This is a genomic window from Streptomyces auratus, assembly GCF_050433025.1.
Taxonomy (GTDB): Bacteria; Actinomycetota; Actinomycetes; order Streptomycetales; family Streptomycetaceae; genus Streptomyces; species Streptomyces sioyaensis.
The window spans coordinates 897,554-916,122 of record NZ_JBNGCB010000001.1 but is presented as its reverse complement, the minus strand read 5'-3'; the positions used below and the strand labels follow the sequence as shown (position 1 = coordinate 916,122).

Annotated in this window: 19 protein-coding genes and 1 pseudogene; 11 read left to right on the top strand and 9 right to left on the bottom strand. The window is 73.1% G+C overall.

The genetic code is table 11. From position 1 onward, the window contains the following. Positions 1 to 82 precede the first annotated feature (82 nt). Complete coding sequence (locus BKA18_RS03735) at positions 83 to 478, top strand: hypothetical protein (protein WP_366046094.1); 396 nt, start codon at positions 83 to 85, stop codon at positions 476 to 478. Here the strand turns inward: BKA18_RS03735 and BKA18_RS03730 are convergent. Next, complete coding sequence (locus tag BKA18_RS03730; protein WP_366046093.1) at positions 447 to 1,190, bottom strand: CDP-alcohol phosphatidyltransferase family protein; 744 nt, start codon at positions 1,188 to 1,190, stop codon at positions 447 to 449. The two genes, BKA18_RS03735 and BKA18_RS03730, sit on opposite strands and share 32 nt — an antisense overlap. 166 nt (positions 1,191 to 1,356) lie before the next feature. On the opposite strand from BKA18_RS03730, the gene BKA18_RS03725 reads away from it, so the two are divergent. The 5 genes from BKA18_RS03725 to BKA18_RS03705 all read left to right on the top strand — a co-directional run bounded on the left by BKA18_RS03725 (position 1,357) and on the right by BKA18_RS03705 (position 5,828). Then, positions 1,357 to 2,343, top strand: coding sequence for a zinc-dependent alcohol dehydrogenase (locus tag BKA18_RS03725; protein ID WP_366046092.1), 987 nt, complete (start codon positions 1,357 to 1,359; stop codon positions 2,341 to 2,343). Between the two features lie 89 nt (positions 2,344 to 2,432). Further along, positions 2,433 to 2,831, top strand: a complete 399-nt coding sequence (locus tag BKA18_RS03720) for a 6-pyruvoyl trahydropterin synthase family protein (protein ID WP_093481881.1) — start codon at positions 2,433 to 2,435, stop codon at positions 2,829 to 2,831. Next, positions 2,828 to 3,949, top strand: coding sequence for a glycosyltransferase family 4 protein (locus BKA18_RS03715; protein ID WP_366046091.1), 1,122 nt, complete (start codon positions 2,828 to 2,830; stop codon positions 3,947 to 3,949). The genes BKA18_RS03720 and BKA18_RS03715 overlap by 4 nt, the downstream gene beginning before the upstream one ends. Continuing rightward, entirely contained in the window at positions 3,946 to 4,821 is an 876-nt protein-coding gene (locus BKA18_RS03710; protein ID WP_366046090.1) for a class I SAM-dependent methyltransferase, read from the top strand. Before BKA18_RS03715 ends, BKA18_RS03710 begins: the two co-directional genes overlap by 4 nt. Then, the gene (locus BKA18_RS03705; protein ID WP_235448895.1) at positions 4,821 to 5,828 is read left to right on the top strand and encodes a lysylphosphatidylglycerol synthase transmembrane domain-containing protein; all 1,008 of its coding nucleotides are present in this window, start codon (positions 4,821 to 4,823) and stop codon (positions 5,826 to 5,828) included. The genes BKA18_RS03710 and BKA18_RS03705 overlap by 1 nt, the downstream gene beginning before the upstream one ends. Positions 5,829 to 5,930: 102 nt before the next feature. On the opposite strand, the pseudogene BKA18_RS03700 reads toward BKA18_RS03705, so the two are convergent. Next, a pseudogene (locus BKA18_RS03700) lies at positions 5,931 to 6,488 on the bottom strand (RibD family protein); the annotation flags it as partial. Between the two features lie 73 nt (positions 6,489 to 6,561). Beyond that, positions 6,562 to 7,317: a creatininase family protein gene (locus BKA18_RS03695; RefSeq protein WP_366046089.1), complete on the bottom strand. Its 756-nt coding sequence runs from the start codon at positions 7,315 to 7,317 to the stop codon at positions 6,562 to 6,564. A 116-nt stretch (positions 7,318 to 7,433) separates the two neighbouring features. On the opposite strand from BKA18_RS03695, the gene ribA reads away from it, so the two are divergent. Continuing rightward, positions 7,434 to 8,114: a GTP cyclohydrolase II gene (gene ribA / locus BKA18_RS03690; protein ID WP_093488411.1), complete on the top strand. Its 681-nt coding sequence runs from the start codon at positions 7,434 to 7,436 to the stop codon at positions 8,112 to 8,114. A 105-nt stretch (positions 8,115 to 8,219) separates the two neighbouring features. On the opposite strand, the gene BKA18_RS03685 is transcribed toward ribA, so the two are convergent. Both BKA18_RS03685 and BKA18_RS03680 read right to left on the bottom strand, forming a co-directional pair. Next, the gene (locus tag BKA18_RS03685) at positions 8,220 to 8,972 is read right to left on the bottom strand and encodes a CbtA family protein (protein ID WP_366046088.1); all 753 of its coding nucleotides are present in this window, start codon (positions 8,970 to 8,972) and stop codon (positions 8,220 to 8,222) included. Between the two features lie 15 nt (positions 8,973 to 8,987). After that, positions 8,988 to 9,206 (bottom strand): CbtB domain-containing protein, encoded by a 219-nt coding sequence (locus tag BKA18_RS03680; protein ID WP_006606524.1) that lies wholly within the window; start codon positions 9,204 to 9,206, stop codon positions 8,988 to 8,990. Between the two features lie 308 nt (positions 9,207 to 9,514). Here BKA18_RS03680 and BKA18_RS03675 point away from each other — a divergent pair, with 308 nt between their 5' ends. From BKA18_RS03675 to BKA18_RS03660, 4 genes are all read left to right on the top strand, one after another. Next, positions 9,515 to 10,087 (top strand): histidine phosphatase family protein, encoded by a 573-nt coding sequence (locus BKA18_RS03675; protein WP_366046087.1) that lies wholly within the window; start codon positions 9,515 to 9,517, stop codon positions 10,085 to 10,087. A gap of 137 nt (positions 10,088 to 10,224) precedes the next feature. Continuing rightward, positions 10,225 to 10,665 (top strand): SPW repeat protein, encoded by a 441-nt coding sequence (locus BKA18_RS03670; protein WP_006606526.1) that lies wholly within the window; start codon positions 10,225 to 10,227, stop codon positions 10,663 to 10,665. 275 nt (positions 10,666 to 10,940) lie between these two features. Then, positions 10,941 to 12,767: an alkyl/aryl-sulfatase gene (locus BKA18_RS03665; RefSeq protein ID WP_366046086.1), complete on the top strand. Its 1,827-nt coding sequence runs from the start codon at positions 10,941 to 10,943 to the stop codon at positions 12,765 to 12,767. A gap of 95 nt (positions 12,768 to 12,862) precedes the next feature. Then, the gene (locus BKA18_RS03660) at positions 12,863 to 14,893 is read left to right on the top strand and encodes an ATP-binding protein (RefSeq protein ID WP_366046085.1); all 2,031 of its coding nucleotides are present in this window, start codon (positions 12,863 to 12,865) and stop codon (positions 14,891 to 14,893) included. 21 nt (positions 14,894 to 14,914) lie between these two features. On the opposite strand, the gene BKA18_RS03655 is transcribed toward BKA18_RS03660, so the two are convergent. From BKA18_RS03655 to BKA18_RS03640, 4 genes are read right to left on the bottom strand one after another with little or no spacing between them, the layout of a single operon-like run. After that, entirely contained in the window at positions 14,915 to 15,955 is a 1,041-nt protein-coding gene (locus BKA18_RS03655) for a serine hydrolase domain-containing protein (protein ID WP_366046084.1), read from the bottom strand. Continuing rightward, entirely contained in the window at positions 15,955 to 16,875 is a 921-nt protein-coding gene (locus BKA18_RS03650) for a DUF6895 family protein (protein ID WP_006606530.1), read from the bottom strand. Before BKA18_RS03650 ends, BKA18_RS03655 begins: the two co-directional genes overlap by 1 nt. Next, positions 16,872 to 17,855: a DUF6895 family protein gene (locus tag BKA18_RS03645; protein ID WP_006606531.1), complete on the bottom strand. Its 984-nt coding sequence runs from the start codon at positions 17,853 to 17,855 to the stop codon at positions 16,872 to 16,874. The genes BKA18_RS03650 and BKA18_RS03645 overlap by 4 nt, the downstream gene beginning before the upstream one ends. Continuing rightward, on the bottom strand, positions 17,852 to 18,553 hold the full coding sequence (locus tag BKA18_RS03640; RefSeq protein ID WP_366046083.1) for a hypothetical protein: 702 nt from the start codon (positions 18,551 to 18,553) through the stop codon (positions 17,852 to 17,854). Before BKA18_RS03640 ends, BKA18_RS03645 begins: the two co-directional genes overlap by 4 nt. Positions 18,554 to 18,569: the final 16 nt, after the last annotated feature.

Below are 18,569 nucleotides of genomic sequence, written 5' to 3'. Positions count from 1 at the left end.
CGTGATCCGCCCGCTCCGTTCCCGGCACGGTGACCGGACCGGAACCCTCCGCTCGTCCTGCGACGGAAAAGGGTGAGCGCTGATGTCCGGCGCAGCAAGGCGTAAGGGGCCACCGCCGTGGCGGGCGGTCCGCTCCCGTACCTGCATACCCACGCCCTCCGGGCACGGCACCGTACGCCCCTGCCGCGGGCAGCCGCCCGGCCGGGGACCGCTGCGCACGGCACCCGGCCACGGCCGGGCCTGCCCGGAGAGCGCCGTACCTCGCGCCACCTCGCCGCGCTGCGGCATCCACCACTCCAGTACGGCCGCGGTCCGGCCCGGAACCCAGCTGGCGCGGCTGCCCGGCGCGGTGCTGCCCACCCACCGGGCCCCCCGGCACGGCCTGTGGCGACGGGTGTTGCTCCACATCGTCGTCACCCAGCTCCTGCTGCTCTTCCTGGCGATGGTCATCTATCTGGGGCGGCACGCCGGGACGTGACGGACCACGCGGGAACCTGCCGCGCACGGAGAGCCGGCAAGGCCGCCGCGCCCGCCTGCTCCCTGACCCGCCACAGCCACGCGACATCACGCCCGAACGACCACACCAGGAGCGCCAGCGCCATTGCCACCGCCGCGGCCGCCGAGGCCCTGGGCAGGATCCCGGCCCCGGCCACCACCAGCACGACGCCCTGCAGCGCCGCCACGGTCTTACGGGCCATGCTGTGCGGCAGCGCCCCGCGCAGCCACGGCAGCGCCCAGGAGGCCGCGACGAAGGCGTACCGCATGAGGCCGATGGCCAGTACCCAGGCGCCCAGCGGCAGCGCGAGGTGGATGCAGAGCACCAGGATCAGGAAGGCGTCGACCTCCATGTCGAAGCGCGCCCCGAGCGGGGTCGCCGTTCCGGTGTGCCGCGCCACCTTCCCGTCCACGCCGTCCAGGACCAGCGCCACGGCGGCGAACGCGATCAGCACGGCGACCGGTACGTGCCGGCCGAAGGAGTCCGCGACCATCGCCGTCACGCCGCCGACCAGGATGGTGCGGGCCAGCGTGACACGGTTGGCCGGGCCGAACGTCAGGGTCCACGACCGGCGCACCGCGACGGTGAGGACGGCCCAGGTGGCCACCGCGAAGACCAGACCCGTCAGCCAGCCCACCATGCTCAGGCCGACCGCGCGGCACAGCACCTCCAGCAGCAACAGCTGCAGGCCCATTCCTGCCGTAATGTCCGGTCCGAACGGCCTTGTGTCGTAGCGCTCTTGTACGGCCACCATGCCTCCCGTGACGTGTGGCGGAGTCGAAGGGTGTTGCGTATCGTGACGGCGTCCCCATGATCCCCAGCATTGTTGAACCATCCGCGTAGCGTCCAGGAGGATCCCTATGCCGCGCGTCGCTTGTGCCTTTTGGCTAAGCGTTTCAGGCCAGGGCGAAATCCGGACGGTGCCGGTCCCGGAGCCCCGGGACGACGAAGTCCTGGTGCGCACGGTCTGCTCCGGTGTGAGCCGTGGCACAGAGACCCTGGTCTTCCGCGGCGGTGTTCCGGAGAGCCAGCACACCGTGATGCGGGCGCCGTTCCAGGAAGGCGACTTCCCCGCGCCGGTCAAGTACGGCTATCTCAACGTCGGAGTCGTCGAGCAGGGGCCGTCCGCCCTGCTGGGCCGCACGGTCTTCTGCCTCTATCCGCACCAGACGCACTACGTCGTCCCGGCGAGTGCGGTCACCCCGGTACCGGACTCCGTGCCCGCCTCGCGTGCCGTCCTGGCGGGCACGGTCGAGACCGCGGTGAACGCGCTGTGGGACGCCGCGCCGCTGGTCGGCGACCGGATCGCGGTGGTCGGTGCGGGCATGGTCGGCTGCAGTGTGGCCGCGGTCCTCGCCCGCTTCCCCGGCGTCCGGGTGCAGCTGGTCGACGCCGACCCCGCACGGGCGGCCACCGCCGAGGCGCTGGGGGTGGACTTCGCGCTGCCGCAGGACGCCTTGGGCGACTGCGACCTGGTCGTCCATGCCAGCGCCAGCGAGCAGGGGCTGGCCCGCTCGCTCGAACTCCTCGCCCCGGAAGGCACCGTCATCGAGCTGAGCTGGTACGGCGACCGGCAGGTCAGCCTGCCGCTGGGGGAGGCCTTCCACTCCCGCCGGCTGGTCGTCCGCAGCAGTCAGGTGGGCGCGGTCTCCCCGGCCCGGCGCGCCCGCCGTACCTTCGCCGACCGCCTGGCGCTCGCCCTCGACCTGCTCGCCGACCCCGCTTTCGATGCGCTGATCACCGGCGAATCCGCCTTCGAGGACCTGCCGCGGGTGATGCCCCGGCTCGCCTCCGGCGACCTCCCCGCGCTGTGCCACCGCATCCGGTACACCCCGGCGGACGGCTAGGCGGGGTCCGCAGCGGCCCCCGTGGACCGCCTGAATTCGCCCTCTCGCGACACCGTCACTGAGACCGACATCACACCGGAGGAACGGCCTTGTTCAGCATCACCGTCCGCGATCACCTGATGGTCGCCCACAGCTTCCGTGGCGAGGTCTTCGGCCCCGCACAGCGTCTGCACGGCGCGACCTTCCTCGTGGACGCCACCTTCCGCCGGCCGGAGCTCGACGACGACAACATCGTCGTCGACATCGGCCTGGCCACCCGGGAACTCGGTGCCGTGGTCGGGGAATTGAACTACCGCAACCTCGACGACGAGCCCGCCTTCGCCGGCATCAACACCTCGACGGAGGCACTGGCCAAGGTGATTGCCGACCGGCTCGCCGACCGCATCCAGGCGGGCAACCTCGGCGAGGGCGCCCGTGAGCTGACCGGGATATCGGTCACCCTGCATGAATCCCACATCGCCTGGGCGACCTACGAGCGCACTCTGTGACCCGCACCGGCACCACGGCGACGGCGGAGCGCGTGGTGCATGTGGTCCTGCCCGGCGACGTCGATGATCCGGCGGCGCCCAGCGGCGGCAACACCTACGACCGTCGGGTGTGCCGCGATCTCCCGGCGGCGGGCTGGCGGGTGCACCCGTACGCCGCGCACGGAAGCTGGCCGCGGCCGGACGCCGCCGCCTGCGTGGGGCTGGCGCAGCATCTGGCGCAGCTGCCGGACGACGCCGTGGTCCTGCTCGACGGACTGGTCGCCTGTGGTGTCCCGGAGGTACTCCTGCCCGAGGCGGACCGGCTGCGGCTCGCCGTCCTGGTCCATCTGCCGCTGGCCGACGAGACCGGGCTCGATGCCGCGGTGGCGGCGGAGCTGGACGCCCGCGAACGCCGCACGCTGCACGCCGCGGGGGCCGTGGTGGCCACCAGCGACTGGGCTGCCCGCCGGCTCGTCGCGCACCACGGACTGCCGGCCGCGCGCGTCCATGTCGCCAGGCCGGGGGCCGACCCGGCGCCCGCCGCGTCCGGCACCGACGGGGCCACCGGACTGCTGTGCGTCGCGTCGGTCACCCCGCGCAAGGGCCAGCACCTCCTGGTGGAGGCGCTGGCGGAGGTCGCCGAGCTGCCCTGGAGCTGCACCTTCGTCGGCGGGCCCGGCCGCGACACCGGGTACGCCGACCAACTGCGCCGCCGGGTGACGGAGTGGGGCCTCGACGACCGGATCACCTTCACCGGGCCGCGGGCCGGTGCCGAGTTGGACGCGCGCTATGCCGCCGCCGATCTTTTGTTGCTCGCCTCGTACGCCGAGACCTACGGCATGGTCGTCACCGAGGCGCTGGGGCGCGGGATTCCGGTCCTGGCCACGGACGTGGACGGCGTACCGGAGGCGGTCGGCCGGGCTCCGGACGGCAGTGTGCCCGGTCTCCTGGTACCGCCCGGACGGCCGGCGGCGCTCGCCGGCGCGCTGCGTGACTGGCTCGGCGATCCGCAACTGCGCGGCCGGCTGAGGGAAGCGGCACGCGGGCGGCGTGCCATGCTGGAGGGGTGGGAGATGACGTCGCACAGTCTGGCCGGGACGCTCGAACGGCTTCGGCACGAGCCCCGGAGCGCCCGATGAACGCCCCTGACCGGCCCCGATTCGCCCCTGACTGGCTGGAGTTGCGCGAGCGCGCCGATGCCGCAGCGCGGGCTCCGGAGCTGCTGCGTCCGCTGCGCGAACGGCTCTCCGCGCAGCCGGCTGAGGCCGGCCCGGACGGCAGCACCCGGGGGCTGGTGATCCGTGACCTCGGCTGCGGCACCGGCTCGATGGGGCGCTGGCTCGCCGTCCGGCTGCCCGGGCCGCAGCACTGGATCCTGCACGACCATGACCCCCTGCTGCTAGAGCACGCCGGTGCGCGAATGCCGGTAACCGCCGCCGACGGCACGCCCGTTGAGGCCACGACCGCGCGCGGCGATCTGGCCGACCTCAGCGCCGCCGACCTCGCCGGCACCTCGCTGGTGACCGCCTCCGCGCTGCTCGACCTGCTCACCCGCGAGGAGGTGGAGGACCTCGCCGAGGCCTGTGTCGGCGCCGGCTGCCCGGTGCTGCTGGCCCTCTCCGTCGCCGGACGGGTCGAACTGACCCCGTCCGATCCCCTCGATGCCGAGATCGCCGAGGCCTTCAACGACCATCAGCGTCGTACGGACCAGGGCCGCGCGCTGCTCGGTCCGGATGCGATCGCGGCGGCGGTCGCGGCGTTCGAGCGGCGCGGTGCGACGGTCCTGGTGCGGTCCAGTCCCTGGCGGCTCGGCTGCGTCGAGTCGGCGCTGATCGCCGAATGGCTGCGCGGCTGGGTCGGCGCCGCGCACGCCCAGCGCCCGGAGCTGGCACCCGAGGCCGTCGCCTATCTGCGCCGCCGGCTGGAGGAGTGCGCGGCGGGCGACCTGAACGTCGAGGTGTACCACACCGATCTGCTGGCGCTGCCCCGGCCCGTGTCCGGGAGCGCGTGATGGACCGGTCCCGCTGGGCAGCGTGGCTCAGGATGCTCGCGGGGCTGGGCATCCTGGTGGCGCTGGTGTGGCATCTGGGATCCGACGCCTTCGTGTCGGGCCTGCGCCGGATCGACGCCGCCACGCTGCTGGCCGGGCTCGCCATCGGCCTGCTGACCACGGTGTGCAGCGCCTGGCGCTGGTCGTTGGTGGCCCGCGGTCTCGGACTGCGGCTGCCGCTGGGCCGGGCCGTCGCGGACTACTACCGGGCCCTGTTCCTCAACGCGGCCCTGCCCGGCGGCGTGCTGGGCGATGTGCACCGCGCGGTACGCCACGGCCGCACCTCCGGTGACCTGGGCCGCGGCGTGCGTGCGGTGGTCCTGGAACGCACCGCGGGCCAGCTCGTCCTGCTCGTCGCGGGGGCGGCGGTGCTGCTCGTGCGGCCCTCCCCGGTGCTGGCGCCGGTCGTCCGCTTCCTCACCTCGCCCGCCGTCGCGCTGTCCGTGGCCGCGGTGGCCGTGCTGCTGACGGCGGCCGCCCTCCGGCTGCGGGCGCGGCGGGGTGCCTCGCGGGCCGAACGCGCCGTCCGCGGCATGCTGGCCGAGGTACGGCAGGGCCTGCTCGGCCGTGGGGTGTGGCCCGGGGTCGCGCTCTCGTCCGTGGCGGTCCTGACGGGGTATCTCGGGATGTTCGTGCTGGCCGCCCGGGTGGCCGGAGCCACCGCGCCGATCGCCGAACTGGTGCCGCTGGTGGTGCTGGCGCTGCTGGCGATGGCGCTGCCGCTGAACGTCGGCGGCTGGGGCCCACGCGAAGGCGTCGCCGCGTGGGCCTTCGGCGCCGCCGGACTAGGCGCGGCGCAGGGGCTCACCACCGCCGTGATCTACGGCGTGCTGGCTTTCGTGGCGAGCCTGCCCGGCGCCGCGGTCCTGCTCGTCCGCCGCTCCGTCACCCGGCGCGGCGAGCGGCCGCAGGTCGAGCTCGAAGAGCGTGTCCTCGCCGAGCAGGGCGCGCCGCAGCGGCGGGCGTAGCGCCTCCCGCATCACCGGCGTTCCCGGAAAGCGCAGCCCGGGGACGCCGTCGCCGAGCAGCACCGGCGCGACCGTCACGTACAGCCGGTGCAGAGCCCGGTCCTGCAGGAACCGCGACACGGTGACCCCGCCGCCCTCGATCAGCACCCGGCCCAGCCCGCGCGCCGCCAGCGCGGCCAGCACACCCTCCGGAGCGAAGGCCGCCGCATCCGGCAGCACCAGCACATCGACCCCGACGGGCCGGGAGGCGGGGGTGACATCCGGCCCCACCACCCAGAGCGTCGGCGCGGCCCCATCGGTGAACACCCCGCTGTGCAGCGGCACCCGGCCCCGCGGGTCGAGCACCACCCGCACCGGATTGGTCCCCGGACAGGCGCGCACGGTCAGCCGCGGATCGTCCGCCACCGCGGTGCCCGCGCCGACGAGCACCGCATCGGCGAGCGCACGCAGCCGGTGCAGATGGCAGCGGTCCTCCGGGCCGGTGACGAAGTCGGCATCGCCCGTACGCGTCGCGATGAAGCCGTCCAGGCTCTGTCCGAGCTGGGCGAACGCGACCCGGGGGCCGGCCAGGCACAGCGGCAGATAGCGGGCGGTGAGCTCCACCGCCTCAGGGGTGGCGGGCCGTCCCCACCGCAGCCCGCCGTCGCCGTCGGCCACCATCCCGGCGGCGTGCGCCCCGGCCGTCGTACGGATGTCCCGCAGCCGGTCCCAGGCGGCCGCCGCGTCGAGTTCCTCAGTCATGGGCCGGTGTCCCCGCCCCGAAGAGTGCGGCATATTCGCCGAATGTCTCGGTCAGTCCGGCCAGCAATTCCCGCCCCTTCCGGGCGGATGCCAGTGACGGCCGTCCGATGACTCCGGATTCGGTATAGGCCGACATGCCCAGGGTCAGGAGGTGCTTCCGGTCATCGGCGACGCAATCCGCCGATTCATAGCCTTCCTTGACCAATTCGGGATGGGCGTGCAGCAGAATGGACGTCTCGGCCTCTCCCGCATGCATATCGGTGTGCCCGGACGTCTGCACCCCGGCCCGGGCGCGTGCCCGGTCCCAGTCGGCCGATCCGGGGAACAACGCCATCCGCACACCGCGCCCGGCGGATTCCTGAACGACATTGCGCAGCACGTAATTTCCGCCGTGCCCGTTGACGAGAATGAGGGTGTCGATACCGGACCGGCTCAGCGAATCGGCGATGTCCGTGACGACCGCATGCAGGGTGCGCGCCGAAATGCTGACGGTCCCCGGCCAGGCGGCGTGTTCGTGGGAACAGGACACGGTCAGCGGCGGCAGCAGCTGGACCCGATGGGCGGCCGCCAGCTCTCTGGCGATGGTGCAGGCAATCACCGTGTCGGTGGCCAGCGGCAGAAAGGCGCCGTGCTGTTCGAAGCTGCCGATGGGCAGCACGGCCATCGCCGGCTGCCGCGCCCGTACGTCCTCGGTGGTGTCGGCCGGCCACGGGCCGGGGGGCGAAGTCGGGTGTCCCGAAGCGGTCATGGTGTGCTGCGGCCTTTCGTCGCTGACTCACCGAGTCATGGACTTCGCAGCATACTTGTTGTGTTCTGAGTGAGTCCTGACGATCATTTCCTCACGCGGGTACGATCCACGCCATGATGGACCCCGACGACGATGCCGTGCGCAACCTCCGTGTCGCTTTCGACGATGCCCTGGGCCAAAAACCGGGCGTGGAACGGGTGGTGGAGGTCCGGCTGCCCACCACATACGGCGAATTCCGCGCCGTCGGTTATCTCGACCACCGCAGCGGCATCGAGCAAGTGGCGCTGGTCCACGGCGATGTAGCCGGCGAGCTGACGCTGGCCCGGATGCATTCGGAATGCCTGACCGGCGATGCCTTTGCGTCCACCCACTGCGAATGCGGCGACCAATTGTCCGCGGCACTGCGCGCGATCGTGGCGGAAGGACGCGGCATTCTGGTCTATCTCCAGGGTCACGAGGGCCGCGGGATAGGCCTGTTGGCCAAGCTCCAGGCGATGAAGCTGCAGGAGGGCGGGCTGGACACGGTGGAGGCGAATATCGCGCTCGGGCTGCCCGTCGATGCCCGCGACTACGGCGCCGCGGCCGAGATACTGCAGGACCTGGGCGTGCGGTCGGTGCGGCTGATGTCGAACAATCCGCGCAAGCGCGAGGCGCTGGTGCGGCACGGTATCCCGGTCGCCGAACAAGTCCCGCTGCTGATGCCGCCCCGTGCGGAGAACATCCGCTACCTCCGCGCCAAACGGGAGCGCCTCGACCACGATCTGCCGCATCTGGACGGCATCACCGGGCTGTCCTGAGCGACAGGACGGGCCGGGCAGGTCGCCACGCATGCCACGAGGGAGGGCCACGACCGTGTGGTCGCGGGCCCTCCCTCGGTGATCCGGCCGGCCGAGGCCGCCGGATCAGGAGACGGCGGCTGCCGCCTTCTCGGCCGCGGATGCGTCCTGCCCGGCCGGCAGGACGCGCTCCGCGAGATGACCGAAGACCAGCCCGAAGGCCGCCCACAGCACCAGTTGGATGGCGATCGCCGACAGCCGGAACTGCCAGAGCAGGGTGGCGGAGAAGTCGGCGGGCACCTCGTTGACGGCCGGCAGGAACGCGTACGCGAGGCCGACGGCCACCGCGAACGCGGCGCCGGCCGCGACCGTGGCGTTCCAGTTGCCCAGAGTCGGAGCCAGCCGCCGCCCGAGGATCGTGGCGGCGACGGCCAGCAGGACGCTGAGCAGCATCATCAGGAAATACAGGGTGGTGCGGGTGCCGATGGTGTCGGGGTCACCGACGGACGGCGGGTTGGCCGGGTACTTCAGGAACGGGACGAGGTAGACGGCCAGCAGCGCCGCTCCGGAGAGCAGCACTGCCGTGGCCCGGGCACCGAACCGGCCGATCCGCCCCAGCGCGAAGCAGAAGGCCAGCGCGGCGATCCCGCCCAGTGCCACGCCGTAGACCAGCACGCCGGTCGCCAGCCCCGCAGTGGACTGCAGACCGCGGCCGACGACCTCCATCTCGTGTTCGTGGCTGTGTGCTTCCTCGAACGCGATGGCGGCGTCCACCTGCGGTTCGCCCAGCAGAAAGGCGACAACCAGGGCCAGGACACCGGCTGCCAGACCGGCGAGCATCCCGCGCACCAGAAGGGCTCTGATGGTGACGGAGTTCATGGATGCTGCGTCCGATCAGTGGCAGGGGAAACCGAGGAGATGGCGCCCGTCATGGACCCACTCGTGGACTTCGGTACCGGAGAGCAGTGAGGTCGCGCCCTGCTCCGCGCCGATGAAGTACAGCAGCACGAGCATCAGGACGCCGAAGAACAGCGCCCAGGGGGCAAGGGCCTTGAGGGGGAGCGGGGCGGGGGTGACGGCGCCGGTGGCCGGGGGTGCGATGGTCTGAGCCATGGCAGAACCTCCTGTGCGGGGAACTCGCGTCCCTTGTCGGTGGAGTGCTGACGACATGCCGGGTCTGGCTCGCCCGGTCCCGGCCCTGCTGGGCTGGTGAAGACCGGACATACAGTGGCGCGACCGCGCCGGGATCCCACCGGCTTCCGTCATGTCGTCGTCAATATCATCGGGAAGGTACCGCGGACCGACCGCCGGGCCAAGGCCCCCGAGGGGGCGGAGAGGCGCAGGACAGGGCGCGCCGGACCGTCAACTCCCTTGTGGTGTCGAGAGGTTGCCGTCGCGGGCAGCAAGCGAAAGAAGAGGTCATGACAACTCGGGTGATGTTGGTCTCAGCGGCCGCGGGTCAGGCTCAGCATGAGGTGCGCTTCGACGACGACGGCCCGCTGAGCGAGGCCGGGCGGCGCCGGGCCCGGGTCGCCGCCGGAGCGCTGCCGCCCGTCGAGCGGAGCATGGTCTCGCCCTCCCTCCGGTGCCGGCACACCGCCGAGGAGCTCGGGCTGCCGGTCCGGTCCGCGCCGGAGCTGGCGGGCTGTGCGATGGGCGCCTGGCGCGGCCGGACCCTGGCCGAGGTCGCCGACGGCGATCCGGCCGCGGTGGCCGCCTGGCTCTCGGACCCGGACTTCGCGGCGCACGGCGGGGAGTCGCTGCGGCAGCTGTGCGCGCGGATCGCGGGCTGGCTGGCGCGGACGGCCCGGGACGGGGGCCGGGTGCTGGCCGTCGTCGAGCCGGACGTCGTCCGTGCCGCTGCGGTGTGCGCCCTCCGCGTCCCCGAGGAGGCCTTCTGGCGGCTGGACGTTCCGCCGCTGACCGTGACCGAGCTGAGCGGCCGTGACGGCCGCTGGAATCTGGGGCTGGGGAAGACGCTCGACCGCAGGTGAGGGCGGTTCGGCGGCACTGGTTCACAATTCACCTGTCCCCTCATCTACACATAAAGGCGACATAAGCGCAGAATAAAAAGTGCGTGGTTCCATGCCGCGCGGAAACGGCCAGCTTGCGAACGAAGGAGGCGAGTCGCATGGCCGACGTCTCACACCACAGGGGAGATCTCGCCGGTCACCCCGATGCATCGGAGATGCAGGCCCGGTACGACCGGGTACTCGGCGGGCGGGACGTGGTACTCGTCGACGGACCGGTGTTCCTGGTCGGCCTGTACTGTGCGGTCTCGCCGTGGATCCTCCACTTCACGGCCGCACAGCCGGCGCTCGTGACGCACAACCTCATCCTCGGTATCGCGATCGCCCTGCTGGCGGTCGGGTTCACCGTGACACCGGAGCGGATGTACGGCCTGAGCGGCGCGATGTGCGCGATCGGTGTGTGGATGATCATCTCGCCCTGGATCGTCGGCAGCGCTCCGGACGCCGGTGTCATCTGGAACAACATCGTCGTCGGCGCCCTGACGTTCCTGTTGGGTGCGATGTGCGTCGCCGCGGCGTCGAAGAGCCGCCGCGCCACCTGAGACGCGCTCCCCACGGGGGCGTGTGACCAAGCCGCCGACCGTACGCCCCTCGGGGCGAGCCGGCCGGCGGCTGTGCGTGCGGGCGCGCCGGGCCCCGGAGGCCGGCCGCCGCAGCGTCATCGAGGCCGCGTCCGGGCGCGGTGAACGGTGCGGTGAGGGGGTGCGCCCCGCGCCGGGTCCGCCCGCCCGCACGCATGCGGTAACCGGGTAAATTCGGTTAAATCGGTTGCATGGGTCCTCCGACTGTGGCCCCTCGCCCCGGAGAGGTGGCGTCCGTGACCGCTGTGCCCGTGGATGATCACGAAGACTTCGCCGACGCCGACCGCGGCTTCATCGCGGCGCTCGACCCGCCCGAGATCACCATGGACGACGGCCGGGTGGTCTGGAACGCCGAGGCCTACGCCTTCCTGGCCGGCAACTGCCCCGACACCGCGCACGAGAGCCTGTGGCGGCAGGGCCGGCTGGTCAGCCGGCAGGGTCTGTACGAGGTCACCGACGGCATCTACCAGGCGCGCGGTCTGGACCTGGCCAATATGACGCTGGTCGAGGGCGACCACGGCGTCATCGTCATCGACCCGCTCCGCTCCGCCGAGACCGCCGCCGCGGCCCTGGAGCTCTACCGCAAGTACCGCGGCGACCGGCCGGTCACCGGCCTGATCTACACCCACTCGCACGTCAACCACTTCTGCGGGGCCCGCGGCGTGCTGCCGCACGGCCACCACCCCGTGCCCGTCCTCGCGCCGGCCGGCTTTCTCGCGCACGCGGTCAGCGAGAACATCGACGCCGGCGTCGCGATGGCCCGGCGCGCCGTCTACCTGTACGGAACCGGGCTCCCCAAGGGGCCGGACGGCCAGATCGGCTGCGGCCTGGGCACCGCGCCCTCCACCGGCACCATGACCCTCATCCCGCCGACCGTGGACATCACCAGCACCGGCCAGGAGGAGATCGTCGACGGTATCCGTACCGTCTTCCAGCTCACCCCCGGCACCGAGGCCCCCGCCGAGATGAACTTCAGCCTCCCGGCGCATCAGGCGCTCTGCCTGGCCGAGAACGCCACCCACACCCTGCACACCGTCCTGTCGCTGCGCGGCGGCGCCGTCCGCGACACCCGGGCCTGGGCCCGCTACCTGGGCGAGGCGCTGGCCCTGTTCGGCGACGAGGCGGAGGTCGCCTTCGCGTCCCACCACTGGCCGACCTGGGGCAAGGAACGCGTGGCGGCCCTGCTGGCCGGGCAGCGCGACCTGTACGCCTATCTGCACGACCAGACGCTGCGGCTGCTCAACGAGGGGCTCACCGGCACCGAGATCGCCGAGGAGCTGCGGCTGCCGCCGGAGCTGGAGCGGGCCTGGGCCCACCACGGCTACTTCGGCTCGCTCAGCCACCACGTCCGGGCGATCTACCAGCGCCATCTGGGCTGGTTCGACGGCAACCCCGCCCATCTGTGGGAGCACCCGCCGGCCGAGCAGGCCCGACGCTACGTGGAGACCATGGGCGGCATCGAGGCCACGGTGGACGCGGGCAAGCGGTACGCCGCCGACGGCGATCTCCGGTTCGCCGCCACCCTGCTCAACCACGCCGTCTTCGCCGACCCCCACAACCTCCGTGCCCGGCGCGCACTCGCCCTCGTCTACGAACGGCTGGGCCACGGCTGCGAGAACGGCGCCTGGCGCAACTTCTACCTCACCGGTGCGAGCGAACTGCGCGGCACCCTCGCCGAGGCCCCGCCGGAGACCGCCGACCCCGAGCTGGCCCGGGCCCTGACCGTCGATCAGCTCCTCGACTCGCTCGCGATCCGCATCGACGGCCCCCGCGCCTGGTCCACCGCGCTCACCCTCGACCTCTACCTCCCCGACGAGGACCGGACCTGGCATCTGACGCTCTCCCACGGCGCCCTCACCCACCTCAGCTCGCCCGGCGCGCCCACCCCGGCCAAGGAGCGCACCCCGGACCTCACGCTGACCCTCACCAAGCCGCAACTGCTCGGCCTGCTCGCCGGCCACGAACCGGGCGAGCGCGCACAGGACGGCGAGACCGGCGCACTGCACGAACTCCTCGGCCTCCTCAGCACCCCGCGCCCCACCTTCCCCGTCGTCACCCCCTGACGGACCCGTCCGCGGGGCGGCCCGTCAACCTCGTGCCCCGGCGCGCTGACACCACCGGACTCCTCGGTACGCCGCGGCTGGGGCAAACTGGGCCGGTGGTGAGCAACATTCCCGAGGAGTCGACCACCTTCATCGGTCGACGAGCTGAACTGCACCGGATCGGCAACGACTTGACGGAGCACCGGCTGGTCACCCTGACCGGCCCCGGTGGTGTGGGCAAGACCCGGATCGCGATGCGGGCCGCGCGCGCGGCGGCGCCCCGATTCCGCGACGGGGTCTGCTGGGCCGACCTGTGGCCCCTGCAGGGTGACGGCCGGCTGGTGGCCGGCGTCTGCGATGCCGTGGGGCTGGCCGACCACTCGGCGCGGACCCCGGTGGCGGCGCTGTGCGAGTGGCTCGCGGACAGACGGCTGCTGCTGGTGCTGGACTCCTGTGAGCATCTCGTCGAGGCCTGCCGCGACCTCTTGGGCGATCTGCTGACCGCCGCCCCGGGCGTGACCGTCCTGGTCACCAGCAGACAGCCGCTGGACATCGTCGGCGAGTGGACCACCGAGATCGGGCCGCTGTCCTGCACCGGCGACAACGACGCGCTGGCCCTGTTCACCGAACGGGCCGGCACCGCGGCCCCCGGCCGGCGGCTCACCGCCCCGCGCAGCGTCGCGGCCGCCGCCGCCATCTGCCGGCGCCTCGAAGGCATCCCGCTGGCCCTGGAACTGGCCGGCGCCCAGCTGGCGCACAGCTCCGTCGAGCGCATCGCCGCCCGCCTCACCTCCCGCTTCGACGCCCTCGACGGTGACGGCCCGGTGCAGCCGCCGCGGCACCGGACCCTGCGCTGCGCCATCGGCTGGAGCCATGAGCTGTGCGCCCCGCTGGAGCGGCTGCTGTGGGCCCGGCTGTCCGTCTTCCGGGGCACCTTCGACGAGGAGTCCGCGAGCGCCGTGTGCGCCGGCGGGCCGCTCACCGGGCCGGGGGTACGCACCGCGCTGGCCGGGCTGGCCGCCAAGTCGGTCCTCAGCCGCGAGGGCACCCGCTTCCGCATGCTCGACACCCTGCGCGAGTACGGCCGGATGTGGCTGGCCGAACTCGCCGAGTCGAGGACCCTCGCCGACCGGCACGCCGCCCACTTCGCCGCCCTCGGCCGCCGGGCCGAGCAGGGCTGGCTGGGCCCCGAACAGCTCGCCTGGTACGGCCGGATCGCCGACGCCCATGTCGACCTGTGCACGGCACTGGACCACTTCCTGGCCACCGATCCGGAACAGGCCCAGGAACTCGGCGCCTCGATCGGGTTCTTCTGGAGCTGCTGCGGCCATCTGCACGAGGCCCGCGACTATGTGGCCCGGGCCCTCGCCGCCCACCCCGGCCCGGGCCCGGCCCGCACCAGGGCGCTGTGGACGCTGGGCGTCGCCGTGCTGCTGCAAGGGGAGTTGGCCTCCGCCGAGGCCCTGGGCCGGGAGTGCGCACGCGCCGCGCGGGAGTCCCGGGACACGGAGGCGGTGCTCCAGGCGGGCTATCTCATCGGCCTCACCCATCTGATGGCCGGCCGCCCGATGTCCGCGCACACCGTCGTGGCCCAGGTGCTCGGCCCGCCGCCGCACGCCCCGTTCGACTCTCCCGGGCGGCTGCGCTGTCACCTCGTACAGATCTTCGCGCTCACCGGTCTGGGCCGGCTCAGCGAGGCGCGCGCCGAGGCGACCGCGCTGCGCCGCGGCTGTGAGCAGCGCGGCGAGTACTGGACCCGCTCCTATACCGACTACCAGCTCTCGCTGATCTCGCTGTTCCAGGACCGGCCCGAGGAGTCGGCGGAGCACGCCCGGGCGATGCTCGCGGCCAAGCAGGGCATCGGCGACAAATTCGGGATCGCGCTCGGCCTGGACCTGCTCGCGGCCGCGGTGGCGGCTCAGGGCGACGGCGCGGCCGCCGCCCGCGTCTCCGGAAGCGGCCAGGCCGTCTGGCGCACCGTCGGGCACCCCCAGCGCGGCACCCCGGAACTGCGTGCGGTGCGCGCGCAGTGCGAACAGCGGGCCCGCGCCGCGATCGGCGACGAGGCGTATGCGGACGCCTTCCACCAGGCCAGCGAGGAGGGCCCGGGCACCGCCCTGCCCCGGATCCTGGCGGGCGACCTGTAAGGACCGGCGGCGGCCCCCGGCTCAGTCCGGGGACTCGCCGGCCAACGCGTACAGCAGGTCGTAGGCGGTGCCGGTCATCCGGCAGGTGCGGCCACGGCGGGTGGCCAGCGCGAGCACGCCGGTGTGCGACGCCCGGTGGTAGCCGAGGAACGCCTGCTGGCCGAAGGTCGCACCGACATGGAAGAGCAACGGTCCGCGCGGCGACGGGTGCTGATACCACGTCAGGGTGTGGGTGTGGCGCTTGCGCAAGCCGCGCCGCAGCAGCGGCACCTGGACGTCGCGCAGCGCCCCGGCCAGGGGAGTGCCGTCGGGGGCGAGGAGCGCCTCCAGGTAGGTGAGCAGATCGCCGGGGGTGGCGCGGACCGAGCCGGCGGCGACGAAGGCGCCCATCTCGGTGCTGCGCACCGGCGTCACGCCGTTCGCGCGGTGGCCGATGGCATCGGTGCCCGTGGTGCCGGGCCCCAGCGTCGTGCCGGTCAGTCCGAGGGGGCGCAGCACCCGGTCGGTGAGCAGGGTGGCGTAGCCGTCGCCCGCGGCGCGGGACATGGCCGGGCCGAGCAGCGCCAGCCCGAAGTTGGAGTAGCGCCAGCGGGTGCCGGGCCGGTTCCGCGGCCGGGTCCGGGCGAAGGCGCGCAGCAGCCGCTCGGTGTCGTAGCGGGCGTAGCCGTTGTCGTACGGCTTCACCAGCGCGCCGGGGATCAGATCGGCGGGGATGCGCGGCAGCCCGGAGGTGTGGGTGGCCAGATGCCGCAGGGTGATCCGGCGCGAGTGCGGATGCGCCAGCGGCAGCTGGGGCAGATGCACGGCGAGCCGGTCGTCCAGGGACAGCGCGCCGGCCCGGGCCAGGTCGGCCAGCAGCAGCACGGTGAACGTCTTGGACAGTGAGCCCAGTTCGTAGCGCAGCGCATGCCGTGGGGTGGGCGGCGCGAGGGCCGAGCCGCCGGTCATCACGGTCCGCCGGCCGTGCCGGGTGACGGCCACCACGACGTCGGGGGCGTCGATCAGGGTGACGGCGTCCGCCAGGCGGTCACCGAGCGCCGGTTCCACGAGGTCGGAGCCCATCAGACCGCGGACATGGCCCGGGAGGTGGCCATCGCGGAGGCGAACGCGGCGACCAGGGTGGGGTGGTGCACCTGATCGAAGACCTGGGCCGCGTCGCCCTGCGGCATCTGCTGGTGGATGGGCATCGCACCCTCGGGCGACTGTGCGGCGGCGTACCGCTCCCACAGCTCCGCGTCCAGGGCGGGCCGCGGCAGACAGGCGTCGACGACGAGCAGCTCGCCGAGCAGATCCCAGTGTTCGAGGTCCGCCCAGTCCTCCAGCCAGGCCGGCAGATACCGCGACAGGTAGTCGGCGACGGCCGGCGGGATGCGCTCGGGGAACTCGCCCCAGTTGGTGAGGTGGAAGACGGTGTGGGTGAGGTCGTAGGCGATGTGCAGCTGCACCGTCCACGGTTCGGCCAGCTGCCCCAGCCACGTACGGGCCATGGCCTGGTCGAAGTCGCTGCTGGGCGGCAGCCCCAGCTTGCGTTCGGCGTTGAGCACACCGAGCCGCCGGTTGGGCACCATCTCCAGCGTCGTCCAGGTGGTGGTACGCCGGCAGACCTCCAGCGTCGCCTCCAGCCCCGGGTGGCGGTGGCCCAGTTCGTGGAAGGTCGCATAGACCTCCACCGGCACGGGGGAGAGCGGCTCGTCGTGCTGGAGCCGGGCCAGCACATTGCCACCGTCCAGCAGCTCCCGCCAGGCGAAGTCCAGCAGCTGTCCGGCGCGGGCCTTCTGCCGGGAGCCGGCCACCCCTTCCCGGAACAGCACCTGCATATTGAGCGCCAGCTCCCCGATGGGCTTGAGCCGCTCGGTGACCGCGGTGTTGTCCGCGAAGTCGGCGGCGGTCAGCCGGAAGTGCTCACGGTGGTTGTCGAGCCAGGTCAGGGCCCGGTCGCCGACAGCGTGCAGCAGGGCGGGGGACGCGGCCGTCACGGTCACGGGGCATTCTCGCTTTCGCAGGGGGTCCGCCCGCCCACCAGCGCCGGATCCCCGGCCACCGGACCGGCCTCGGCCTCGTCGCAGGCGATCCGGGCGAGGGTGGCGGCGAACGCGGTCACCAGGGTGGAGTGGTAGCAGGCCAAGAAGGCCTCGGCCGGGTCACCCGAGGACGGCGCGGCGCCGATCTCGGGCACACTTCCGTCGGCCGCCTGGGCGGTGGCCAGCCGCTGCCAGGCCACCGGGTCGAAGGGGGCGGCGGGCAGGCAGGCCGTCACGGCCAGCAGCTCGCCCACCAGGTCCCACATCTCCTCCTCCAGCCAGGTGTCCAGCCAGGAGGGGAGCCACAGCCGCAGATAGCCGGCGAATTCGGGGGACAGCCGCTGCCGGTTGCGCCCCCAGTCGGTGAGGTGGAAGACGTCATGGGTCACGCCGTAGACCGACTTGCGGTCCAGCGTCCAGGGCTCCGGCAGCCGGCCGAGGCCGGTCAGCGCCAGTACGGAGGCGAAGTCGGCGTGCTGGCGGAGTCCGAGCCGCCGCTCCGCGTTGAGCACGTTGAGGGTACGGGTGTGATCCTCGCGGGCCACCCGCCAGCCGCGCAGCCGGGTCGTGGTCTGCACCAGCGCGTCCGCGTCCGCGTGCCGCAGCCCGGCCTGCGCGAAGGTCCCGTAGAGCTCCACGGGATAGGTGGCGAACGGCTCGCCGTGGATCAGCTCGGCGAACAGCTCACCGTCCCGGGTCTCGTTCCAGGCGAACGCGAACAGCCCGCGGGCTGCCTGACGGATCTCGTCCCGCGGGTGCAGTACCCCGATGAGCTGGGTCAGCTCGGCGAGCTCGCCGAGCGGTTTGAGGGTCAGATTCGGGTCGGCGTCCGTCGTCACGTTCGGGGGCAGCCGGAAGAAGCCGCGTGCTTCGTCCAGCCACCCCAGGCTGCTCCGGACCATCCGGTCCAGCAGCCCGGGGTCGCCCCGGCCGCCGGTCACCAACCCCGTCCGTAGAAGCGCTGAGCGGCCACGATGTGCAGCGCCACCCGGGGGTCCGCACCACCCATTTGGCGGACGAACGCCAGCCCGCTGTCGAGCCCCAGCGTCGGCGCCACGTCGGGCAGCCGGGACAGCCAGCGCCCCAGACCGGCCGCCTGCAGCCAGTCCCGGCGGCGGACCGCCCGGACGAAACCGCGGGACAGATCGTCGGTGCGCTCCGTCAGCTGCTCGGCGAGGCCGGGCGCCAGTCCGGGCAGCGCGAGCGCCGCGAGCTGGGACACGCGGTGGGAGAGCTTCGGCCAGGGCGAGCTGTCGACCCAGCCGGTCGCGGCCTCGGGCGGCGGCGGCCAGGGCTGGGCGCCCGCGGGCAGAAACGCGTGCGAGGCCTCGACCAGGCCCCGGTAGGTCCACCTCGATACCTCCGAGGCATCCGCCCCCGGTGGATAGGCCGCCAACGCCTGCCGGACCACCGCTTCGTCCTCGGGGCCGACGGGCGCCCCGCGGTGCTCCATGGCGTACGGCGCGAGCGCATCGGCGCCGAGCACCCGGACCGCCGCCGGGGTCAGCGCGTCGTTGTGCCGCAGAATGCCGGACAACGCATAAGGGCCGCCCTCACCCCGCAGGGCGAGGGCGACCCCGGTTGCGGCATCGGCAATCACAGCGCTGAGCGGGACTGCTCCCTGCGTCTGTTCAGCCAACGCTTTCCCCTCAGCC